Genomic DNA, 7,493 nt, shown 5'->3' with positions numbered 1-7,493 from the left:
TGGTTACAATTACATCCAGAGCCCGGCCATCCGTCACATCGGCGCGCTGCTCGACGAGAAGATCATCGGCGAGGTCAACCATCTGCGCATCGAGATGGACGAGGATTTCATGGCCGATCCCGAGGCGCCGTTCTTCTGGAAGCACGAAGCGACTTCCGGCTATGGCGCGCTCGACGATTTCGCCGTGCATCCGCTGTCGCTGGTCACGGCGTTGTTCGGCCGCGTCGCCAGCGTCATCTGCGACATGGCCAAGCCCTATGCCGACCGCAAGCTGGCGGCGGGCGGGCGCCGCGCGGTCGAGACCTACGATATCGCCAGCGTGCTGATGCATCTGGAAAACGGCATTGCTGGAACGCTGCAGGTCAACCGCTCGGCCTGGGGCCGCAAGGGCCGTATCGCCATCCAGATCTTCGGCTCCAAGGGTTCGGTCCTGTTCGACCAGGAGCGGATGAACGAATTCCAGCTCTATTTGACGTCGGACCGACCGACCGAACAGGGCTATCGCACCATATTGGTGGCGCCGCAGCACAAGCCCTATGATCTTTTCGTGCCGGCGCCCGGCCACAGCCTCGGCTTCAACGATCTCAAGATCATCGAGTGCCACGAATTGCTGACGCGGCTGGCCGGCAAGCCGGCCCGGCTTATCGAGTTCGCCGAAGGGCTGGAGATCGAGCGCACCGTGCACGCGATGGCGCGCTCCTTCGAGGAGAAGCGCTGGGTGGATGTGAGATAACGCCAAGTTTTCAGAGACTGCGCGGTTTAGGACCGCCTTCCCCCACTCCGTCTCGGCTTCGCCGAGCCACCTCTCCCCCCTCCGGAGGGAGAGGAAGGGAGCTAAGGCCGGCGAACACGCGCCTTTCCTCTACCCCGTCGATCGGGGGAGAGGTGTCGAGCGAAGCTCGACGGAGTGGGGGTCGACTGCTCGGCGAGAGATTAAGTACTCATCCCCTCGCTTCAGCCACTGGCTGCCGGAGTCTCCCAGCCATTGACCCAGATTTGCCGCAAGCGGTCGCCTTCGCCCTTGAAGCGTAACCCGGTCGGCTGGCAGTCCTCGATGCGGTCGCTGCGGAAATTGCGGATCGCCTGGCGCAGCTCGCACCAGGCGACGATGTTGGCGGTTTCGGCGTAGTAGATCAGCGCGATCGGGCGGATCAGCCGCTCGGAGGCACGGCCTGCTTCGTCGCGGTAGGAAAGGTCGAGCTTCTCCTCGTCGCGGATGGCGCGGCGCACCAGCGCCAGGTCGATCGTGCCGGCGGCGGGCGCGGCAAAGCCCCAGGCATGCAGCGCATTGGCGTCGAGCGTCTGGCGCAAGGGCGGCGGCACCGCGCCGGCGATCTTGGCGCTGACGCGCTTGGCCGCCTGCTTGAGCTCGTCGTCTCCCGTGCGCTCGAGCAACGCCAGCGACAGCACGATCGCCTCCATCTCCTCGATCGAGAACATCAGCGGCGGCAGGTCGAAGCCGGGACGCAGGATATAGCCGATGCCACGGCCGCCCTCGATCGGGACGCGCATGGCCTGCAGCGCGGCGATGTCGCGGTAGATCGAGCGTATCGTCACTTCCAGTTGCCCGGCAATCATTGCCGCCGTCACCGGCTGCCTGGCCAGCCGCAGGATCTGGATGATCTCGAACAGGCGCGAGGCCTTGCGCATTTTTCTCCCCGGCTGTGATCACAACTGACACACCATCGTCAGTTGGCTCGATCTATAGGATCGCCCATCGGCTTGAAAATCAACAATTCCTTGGCGGCACGCCCCCAAGAGGCGACAGGCAACTGACATGAGCTACGCGGAAAATCTCTGGCTTTTCTTTCTTCTCCTGTTCGGCATCATCGCCGTTCCAGGCATGGACATGCTGTTCGTGCTTGCCAACGCGCTGACCGGCGGACGCGACAGAGGGCTGGCCGCGACCGGCGGCATCATGGTCGGCGGCATGGTACACACGCTGAACGGCGCTGTCGGCGTCGGCCTGCTCATGCATTTCGTGCCGATCCTGTTCAAGCCGCTGCTGATCGCCGGCGCCGCCTACATGGCCTATATCGGCATCACGCTGATGCGCAGCTCCATCACCGTCGGCCATGAGGGGCCGGCCGGCAGCCGTTCCGCATGGAAAGCGTTTCGCCAGGGTTTCGTGACCTGCCTGATCAATCCGAAGGCCTATCTCTTCGTCCTGGCCGTCTACCCGCAGTTCCTGAAACCGCACTATGGTCCGATCTGGATGCAGGCGACGATCATGGGCCTGCTGACCGTGCTGACGCAGGCGGCGATCTATGGCGGGCTGGCCATTTCTGCCGGCCGCAGCCGCAGCCTTCTGATCGCCAATCCGCGGGCGACCGTCCTTGCCGGGCGCGCCGCCGGGCTGCTGCTGTTCGCGGTCTCGGTCTTCACCGCATGGGAAGGGCTGAGGGCGGCGTAAGTCCCGGCGCCGCCCCTCCCGCATCGCCATCGTGTCAGGCGGCCCCTTGCCGGCTGTCCAGCATGGCGCGCCGCGCCGAGCGGCGCCATTCTACGGCACCGGCAAGCCCGTGCAGCACGGTCTCGGTGGTCGCCCAGTCGATGCAGCCATCGGTGATGCTCTGGCCGTAGACCAGCGGCTTGCCGGGCACGACATCCTGCCGGCCAGCGACGAGATTGCTTTCGATCATGACGCCGATGATGCGCTCGTCGCCCGCCGCCACCTGGCCCGCCACGTCCGCCGCCACCTTCGGCTGGTTCTCGGGCTTCTTGCTGGAGTTGGCGTGGCTCACGTCGATCATCAGGCGCGGCGCGATACCGATGCGGGCGAGTTCCACCGAAGCAGCCTCGACGCTTGCCGTGTCATAGTTCGGCTGGACACCGCCGCGCAGGATGACATGGCAATCCTCGTTTCCGGTCGTCGCCGCAATCGCGCTGCGTCCGCCCTTGGTCACCGCCATGAAATGATGCGGCTGGGCGGCCGACTTCACCGCCTCGCCGGCGATCCTGAGATTGCCGTCGGTGCCGTTCTTGAAGCCGACCGGGCAGGACAGGCCCGAGGCCAGCTCGCGATGGATCTGGCTTTCGGTCGTGCGCGCGCCAATGGCGCCCCAGGCGACGAGGTCGGCAATGTATTGCGGCGTCGTCATGTCGAGGAATTCGGTCGCCGCCGGCAGGCCGAGATTGTTGACGGCGGAAAGCACATTGCGCGCCATCCGCAGCCCCTTGTCGATGTTGAAGCTGCCGTCGAGGTCGGGATCGTTGATCAGGCCTTTCCAGCCGACAGTGGTGCGCGGCTTTTCGAAATAGACCCGCATGACGATCTCGAGCCGGTCGGCCAGGGCCTCGCGCAGCGCCGCCAGACGGCTGGCATAGTCAACGGCCGCGACCGGATCATGAATGGAACAAGGGCCGACGATGACAACAAGTCGATCGTCGGCCCCTGTCAGGATGGAGTGGATGGCGTTGCGCGAGGCGGCAACGGTGCGTGTCGCCGTGAGTGAGCGCGGTATCTCGCGCATCACCTCTTCCGGCGTGCTCAGCAGTCTAAGTTCCTTGACCCGAAGGTCGTCTGTAGTGGTCAACACGGCTTTCTGCTCCTGTTTGGGAACCTGCCGGCTGAAACAAAAAAGCCGCCAGGTCTGGCGGCTTGTCGGACTGTTTGCTGCAATCTTCAGATCGAGCGCAATCCTCCCGCCGCCAGCGAGCTGCTAAAGTACCAATAGGTGGCGGACAGGTGGATCATGCCGCTCATATAGTCGAAGCGGCGGCGTTTGTCGATGGGGCGATGAGGGTCAGGTGGCGAAACCGTCGATGACAGCACCCCTCTCCCCGTCCCTATACGGGGAGAGGATGCCGGCAGGCAGGTGAGGGGCGGCGCCTACGTCGGAGAGACAAGCGAGGTGGCAGGGTATGGACCGGTAATTGTCAAAGTCGGTGCTGCCTCTCATTGCCCTGCCGGGCATTTCTCCCCGTATAGTGACGGGGAGAAAGGGCCAGCCGCAACGTCGGCACTATTCCGGCGACGAGCCGGCGATGCTCTGGTCGTAGTCGACCAGCGATCCGGTCATGACGCCCGATTGCGGGCTGACCATGTAGCTGATCAGCCGCGCGAGCTGGCCCGGCTTCACCAACTGGCCCATCGGCTGGGCCGCTTCGGCCTTCGCCAGCCAGTCGTCGGGCGCGCCGTGCCATTTCTTCTGCACGATGTCCTCGCCCTCGGTGTCCATCCAGCCGGGCAGCACGGCGTTGCAGCGGATGCGGTTGAAGCGATAGGCGTTGGCGACGTTCTTGGTCAGCGTCATCAGCGCGCCCTTGCTGGTCGAATAGGGCGTCAGGAAGGACTGGCCGGTATGCGCCGACATCGACAGCACGTTGACGATCGAGCCGGGTGCCTTTTTCTCCAGCAGATGCGCCACCACGCCCTGCATCAGGAAGAAGGGGCCGCGCACATTGGTGTCGAAGATCTGGTCGAAAAGCTCTTCCGATGTCTCGACCAGGGAGCCGCGCGCCGAGGTGGCGGCGGCGTTGACCAGCGCGTTGATCGTACCGAAATGCGAGAGCGCGGTGGCGACCGCACGCTTGCAGTCGGCAACCTTCGAAACGTCGGCGCTGATGAAGATGGCGTCGACGCCAGATTTCTTGAAATGGGCAACAGCCTTGTCGCCCTTCTCCTGCGAGCGGCCGATGAGCGCCAGCGCCCGGCAGCCCTCGTCGGCGAGTGCCTCGGCGACGGCGAAGCCGATGCCTTGCGCACCGCCGGTGACGATGGCGCGTGTCTGTGAATTACGATCGGTGCTCATTGCTCTGCTCCTGGGTTCTTGACTGCCAACAGTTTCATGAGATTCATTGAGGTTTCTTCGGTGCCTTATCGCGACGTTGGGAAACTTGGTCGAAGTATCCCCAACGTCGTCATCCTAGGGCGAAGCGGGAGCGAAGCTCCGTCGCGGAGACCCTAGGATCCATTCCGTGACCTCTGCCGAAGAACGCAGCGGACCAAAATTCTGAACCGTTGGAGCCGCTTCTATGTAACGGCATGGATCCTCGGGTCTGCGCCGCGTCGCTTCGCTCCTTGCTTCGCCCGTGGATGACGACATGATGAATGTTACGGCTAGTCATAAAGCCCTGTAGATCGACGACCTTACTGTCTAGCCTAGGCGCACTGTCTTGCCTGTCGTCGCCGATTTCAGCGCCGCGTCCGCCAGCTTCAGTGCCACAAGGCCATCGGCGCCGCTTGGCGCTGCCTTCTTGCCCTTTGTCGCCGCCGTGATGAAGGCAGCAATCTCATTGGCATAAGCGTCGAGATAGCGGGTCATGAAAAAGTCGTGCAGCGGCGGGCGCGTATAGCCCTTCTCGTTGGCCAGTTCGATCGACACCGGCCGCTGGTTCTCGGCCGCCACCATGCCTTTCGAGCCATGCACCTCGATGCGCTGGTCGTAGCCATAGGTGGCGCGGCGCGAATTCGAGATGACCGCCTGCTTGCCCGATGCGGTTTCGAGGATGACGCTGACCGAGTCGAAATCGCCGGCTTCGCCGATCTTCTTGTCGACCAGCACCGAGGCATGGGCGCTGACCGCCACCGGCTCCTCGCCGAGCAGGAAGCGCGCCATGTCGAAATCATGGATGGTCATGTCGCGGAAAATGCCGCCGGAGCGCGCGATGTAGTCGAGCGGCGGGGCGCCGGGATCACGCGAGGTGATGGTGACCATTTCGACCGTGCCGATGGCGCCGTCGTCAATCGCCTTGCGCACGGCGGCGAAATGCGGGTCGAAGCGCCTGTTGAAGCCGACCATCAGCGTCGCCTTGGCCTTGTCGACCACGGCCAGGCACTTCTCGACGCGCTTGACGTCGAGATCGATCGGCTTCTCGCAGAAGATCGCCTTACCGGCCTTGGCGAAGCGCTCGATCAGATCGGCATGCGTGTCGGTCGGCGTGCAGATGACGACCGCGTCGATGTCTTTCGATTTTTCGATGGCGTCGATGGTACGCACCTCGGCGCCATAGGCGCTCGCCAGTTCGCTTGCCGCCTTTTCGAAGGCGTCGGCAACGGCGACCAGTTTTGCCTGGGGGTTGGAACCCACGGCGCGGGCGTGGACCTTGCCGATGCGGCCGGCACCAAGGAGGGCGAAGCGAACAGTCATGGAAATTTTCCTCTAGGGGATGGTTCGAAGCGGGGCGCCGGTCATGGGCGCTGGATGATTTTCCGGTCAAGACAAATCGACGGGAAGGCGATGACCATCGCCGCCGCGCCCGGCCCTTAGGCCGCGAGTTCCGCCTCCCCGGTCTTGGCGCCGGTGATGTAGGAGACGATGTCCTGCCCGTCGGTATTCTCCTTGCGCAGATTGGCAACGATGCGGCCGCGCCGGAACACGACGATACGGTCGCAGAGGTCGAACACCTGGCGCATGTTGTGACTGATCAGGATCAGCGGCTCGCCATTGTCCTTCAGCGTGCGGATGATGTTTTCGACCTGCGCCGTCTCCTGCACGCCAAGGGCCGCCGTCGGCTCGTCCATGATGATCAGCTTGGAGGCAAAGGTGGCCGTCCTGGCGATCGCCACGCATTGGCGCTGGCCGCCCGACATGTGGCGGATGGTGTTGGACAAATTGGGAATTTTCACCGCGGTGCGGACCAGTGCCGCCTCGGTCGCCTTGCGCATGTATTTGCGGTCGAGGATCGAGAATGGCCCCAGATTGAACAGCACCTTTTCGCGGCCGAGGAACAGGTTGGACGGCACGTCGAGATCGTCGGCCAGCGCCAGGTTCTGGAACACCGTCTCGATGCCCGCCTCGCGCGCCTCGATCGGGCCGGCGAAATTCACTTCCTTGCCGTCGAACCAGACCTGGCCGCTCGTCCGCTGCTCGACGGCGGTGATCTGGCGCACGAAGGTCGACTTGCCGGCGCCGTTGTCGCCCATGATGGCGACATGCTCACCCTTGCGCAGCTCGAAATTGGCGCCTTCAAGTGCATGCACGCCGCCATAGCGCTTGGTGAGGTTTTCGGTCTTCAGGACGATGTCTGACATGGTCAAGCCCTCAATGCCCGCATGCGCTGGCGCCACTGGTCGAGAACGACCGCGCCGACGATGATCACGCCCTTGACCATCTCCTGGTAGTAGGCGTCGAGGCGCAGGAAGGTGAAGCCGGAGATGATGACGCCGAAGATGAGCGCGCCGATCACCGTGCCGATGATGGAGCCACGGCCACCCGACAGCGAGACGCCGCCGATGACCGCCATGGCGATGGCGTCGAGTTCGTACATCACGCCCATGCCGGCCTGGGCGGTGAGGTTCTTGGAGGAGAGCACCACGGCGGCGAGCGCGGCGAGAATGCCGGCGATGACATAGACGAGGATCTTGTGGTTGGCGATCTTGATGCCGGACATGCGCGCGGCATCCTCGTTGGAGCCGATCGCGTAACAGTGCTTGCCGTATCGGGTGTAGGTCATGATGAGCTGGAACAGCACGGCCAGCGACAGGAAGATGATGACCGGCATCAGGCCCTTGCCTATTGCCGCGAAACTGTCGGTCGGGACTGATATCG

General features: G+C 63.8%; 9 protein-coding genes. 2 read left to right on the top strand and 7 right to left on the bottom strand.

Features of this window, described 5'->3' with window-relative positions; translation table 11 throughout:
- Nucleotides 1-733, top strand: a 733-nt coding sequence (locus EOA36_RS20925) for a Gfo/Idh/MocA family oxidoreductase (RefSeq protein ID WP_145969241.1), incomplete at its 5' end; no start/stop codon positions are given.
- 221 nt (nt 734-954) lie between these two features.
- Here EOA36_RS20925 and EOA36_RS20920 read toward each other — a convergent pair.
- Complete coding sequence (locus EOA36_RS20920) at nt 955-1,650, bottom strand: YafY family protein (RefSeq protein WP_127279238.1); 696 nt, start codon at nt 1,648-1,650, stop codon at nt 955-957.
- A 127-nt stretch (nt 1,651-1,777) separates the two neighbouring features.
- Between EOA36_RS20920 and EOA36_RS20915 the strand changes: the two genes are divergently transcribed.
- On the top strand, nt 1,778-2,413 hold the full coding sequence (locus EOA36_RS20915; RefSeq protein WP_127279237.1) for a LysE family translocator: 636 nt from the start codon (nt 1,778-1,780) through the stop codon (nt 2,411-2,413).
- A 34-nt stretch (nt 2,414-2,447) separates the two neighbouring features.
- Here the strand turns inward: EOA36_RS20915 and EOA36_RS20910 are convergent, their stop codons facing one another.
- The 6 genes from EOA36_RS20910 to EOA36_RS20890 all read right to left on the bottom strand — a co-directional run.
- Nucleotides 2,448-3,539 carry a 3-deoxy-7-phosphoheptulonate synthase gene (locus EOA36_RS20910; RefSeq protein ID WP_127279236.1) on the bottom strand — a complete coding sequence of 364 codons (1,092 nt, stop codon included), beginning with the start codon at nt 3,537-3,539 and terminating at the stop codon, nt 2,448-2,450.
- 86 nt (nt 3,540-3,625) lie between these two features.
- Nucleotides 3,626-3,775 carry a hypothetical protein gene (locus EOA36_RS37345; protein ID WP_189553286.1) on the bottom strand — a complete coding sequence of 50 codons (150 nt, stop codon included), beginning with the start codon at nt 3,773-3,775 and terminating at the stop codon, nt 3,626-3,628.
- A 190-nt stretch (nt 3,776-3,965) separates the two neighbouring features.
- Complete coding sequence (locus EOA36_RS20905) at nt 3,966-4,754, bottom strand: SDR family oxidoreductase (RefSeq protein WP_127279235.1); 789 nt, start codon at nt 4,752-4,754, stop codon at nt 3,966-3,968.
- 345 nt (nt 4,755-5,099) lie between these two features.
- Nucleotides 5,100-6,092, bottom strand: coding sequence for an inositol 2-dehydrogenase (gene iolG / locus EOA36_RS20900; RefSeq protein ID WP_127279234.1), 993 nt, complete (start codon nt 6,090-6,092; stop codon nt 5,100-5,102).
- 116 nt (nt 6,093-6,208) lie between these two features.
- On the bottom strand, nt 6,209-6,976 hold the full coding sequence (locus tag EOA36_RS20895; RefSeq protein WP_023772158.1) for an ATP-binding cassette domain-containing protein: 768 nt from the start codon (nt 6,974-6,976) through the stop codon (nt 6,209-6,211).
- A 2-nt stretch (nt 6,977-6,978) separates the two neighbouring features.
- On the bottom strand, nt 6,979-7,493 hold a 515-nt coding region (locus EOA36_RS20890; protein WP_145969240.1), incomplete at its 5' end, for an ABC transporter permease.

The sequence above is a fragment of the Mesorhizobium sp. M8A.F.Ca.ET.021.01.1.1 genome (assembly GCF_003998025.1).
In the GTDB taxonomy this organism is placed as follows: Bacteria; Pseudomonadota; Alphaproteobacteria; order Rhizobiales; family Rhizobiaceae; genus Mesorhizobium.
Note: the sequence above shows the minus strand (reverse complement) of the source record. Positions and strands in the feature narration are given on the sequence as shown.